The sequence below is a fragment of the Candidatus Polarisedimenticolia bacterium genome (assembly GCA_035764505.1).
Taxonomy (GTDB): Bacteria; Acidobacteriota; Polarisedimenticolia; order Gp22-AA2; family AA152; genus AA152.
The window spans coordinates 1-2,421 of sequence record DASTZC010000259.1; the positions used below are offsets into that span (position 1 = coordinate 1).

The 2,421-nt window shown below is 70.0% G+C and carries 3 protein-coding genes; all 3 read right to left on the reverse strand.

Features of this window, described 5'->3' with window-relative positions:
• Positions 1-615: WecB/TagA/CpsF family glycosyltransferase (locus tag VFW45_16840; GenBank protein ID HEU5182455.1), on the reverse strand; the 615-nt coding region annotated here is incomplete at its 3' end.
• Entirely contained in the window at positions 612-1,718 is a 1,107-nt protein-coding gene (locus tag VFW45_16845) for a glycosyltransferase (protein ID HEU5182456.1), read from the reverse strand. The genes VFW45_16840 and VFW45_16845, both read right to left, overlap by 4 nt.
• A partial coding sequence (locus VFW45_16850) for a glycosyltransferase (protein ID HEU5182457.1) occupies positions 1,712-2,421 on the reverse strand: 710 nt, incomplete at its 5' end. The genes VFW45_16845 and VFW45_16850, both read right to left, overlap by 7 nt.

Sequence of the window (2,421 nt, forward strand, 5' to 3'; positions counted from 1 at the left end):
GCGGCGCATCCAGTCTGGAGCGCGGCGCGTCTTGCCCGCCAGGAGGTCCAGACCCCCGCCGACGCCCATGGCGAAGGGCACGGCGAGTGTGTTGCGGTGCTCCAGGAGAAACCTCTCCTTGCGTGGAGAAGGCATGCCAACGAACAGGACGTCGGCGGCGCTGTCGCGAATCAGGCCGACAATCCGGCCTTCCTCGGCGGTGTCGAAATAGCCGTGGTGGGTCCCCGCCACCCGCACCCCGGGGAATGCCGATTCGATTCGGGAGGGAAGCGTCGCGGAGACCTCCGGACTGGCCCCCAGGAGGAAGAATCGCCAGCCGTGCGCCGCACCCTCTACCAGGAGGCGAGCCATCAGATCGACGCCCGCCACCCGCTCCGCCGGATAGCCGCCCAGCAGCCGCAGCCCCCAGGCAACCGAGGCCCCGTCGGCGGTAAGAAGGTCGAAGTCCTCCAGCATCCTGCGCACCCGCGGGTCCCTGCGGGCCTCCACGACCTTCAGGGCGTTGAGGGAGCAGTGGACCATCGGTCGTCGCGCCGCGATTGCCGCCGCCGCGATCGCGGCGGTCTCCTCCAAGGAGATCGCGTCGACCGAGAATCCCATGAAGCTCCGCTTCACGAGGCCGTCCTCCTTTCGGGCACGGTCGATCGATGGCCCCTCTCCGGGGGGACCAAAGCCTCGCGATAGGTCTCCAGGATCGCCCGGGTGACCGCCTCGAGGGTGGTGCCCGCGAGCCGTCCCCCCGGGTCGGTCCGCTCGCGGGACATCAGGACTTCGACCACTCTCGAGGAGAGAGCGATCGGATCCGCGTCGCACACCCAGCAACCCCGGAGACCTTCCAGGACTTCCTGCACGTCGCCGACCCGCGTGCTCACGACCGGGAGGCCGCAGGCGAGCGCTTCCCTGACGACGTTGGGGGAACCTTCGTTGGCGGAGGTGAGCAGCAGGAGATCGGCGGCGTTGTAATAGGCCGGAAGCGCGGCCTGAGTCAGCCCCGCCGCAATCTTCAGCTCGGCTCCCGGGACCGCCTTGCGCACTTCGGAGAGGACCGCGCGGGCCAGCTCCGGGCGCTTCACGGCCGGCAGCGACGGATCGGAGCAGACGAACAGGACCGTGGGGCGATCCTCTTCCCAGCCCAGTCTCCGGCGCGCGCTCGTGCGCGCCTCCGGGCGGAAGAGCTCGAGATCCAGGCCGCTCACGATGATGCGGGCGCGCGCCCGCGCGCCGGGCCAGAGCAGGCGGTCCTGCATCTCCCGGGAGCGGACCAGACACCGGCGGGCCCGCACTGCGGCCGCCTGGCCGAGGGCGATAATGACGCGGGATTTCAAAGGGGCGCGCTCGCGGCCGGCGTATCCGGGATTGAGATCGCTGCCGCAGTAAGTCACGACCAGGGGAAGGCGGCTCTGGCAGGCGGCGACGAAGCCGCACAGGCCATAGTAAGCGTGCACCAGGTCGTGCCGCCCGCTGTTGACCGCGCGGCGGATCCGCCCGATGGCGCGCAGGTAATTGGTGCGCGAGCGCCAGCCTTCGATCTGCAGGACCTCCTGGATCGAGCCGGCGGCGCGCAGGGCCTCCACCTGACGCCGCACAAAGTTCCCGAAGGCGGGGCGCTCCTCGCTCGGGTACATGCTGGTGACCACCAGGACCCGTGGAGGAGACGGGATCGCGGCAGCCGCTTCCGCCAGCGCATCGCCGCCCTGGATACCGAGGTCTTTCAGCATGGGAGCCCTCCCTCGAGGGCGCCGCCCTTCAGGCGCGCGAAGCAGGCCTCGTAGCCGCTCACCGCCCGCTGAACCGTGTATCCGGTCTCCGCATCCTTCCTGGCCTGCTCGCCCATGCCGGCGATCGCTTCGGGGTCGCCCAGGAGTGCCGCCATCGCCTCGGCAAGCGCCGCCGGATTCGGTCCGCGCACCAGGATGCCGTTGCTGCCGTCGCGGATGATCTCCCGCGGTCCGTAGTCGACGTCGAAAGCAATGACCGGCAGCCCCGCCGAGAACATCTCGATGATCACGTTGCCGAACGGCTCGAACTCCGAGGGCAGGATGCCGATGGAGGCGTTTCTCAACAGCGGGAAGGGATTCGTCTGATATCCGTGGAACCGTACCCAATCGGCGATCCCCCGCTCCCGGGCCAGGCGCTCCAGGGAGCCGCGCTCCGGACCGTCTCCGATCAGATCGAGACGCACCGAGCCTCTCGGCAGCCTCGCCACCGCCTCGATCGCCAGGTCGAAGCGCTTCCAGGAGACGAACCTGCCCATGGCCACCAGCGCCGGCGGCGTCGCCGCCGGCGCGGCCTTCTCCCCCGCCGAGGCGCGCCGCAGGTCCACGACGTTGGGAATCCAGACCAGCGGGATGGAGAGTGCGCCGAGATCGGCGGCGGTCTCGTCCAGAATGCCGCGCGACGGGGCGATGATCAGGTCGAGCC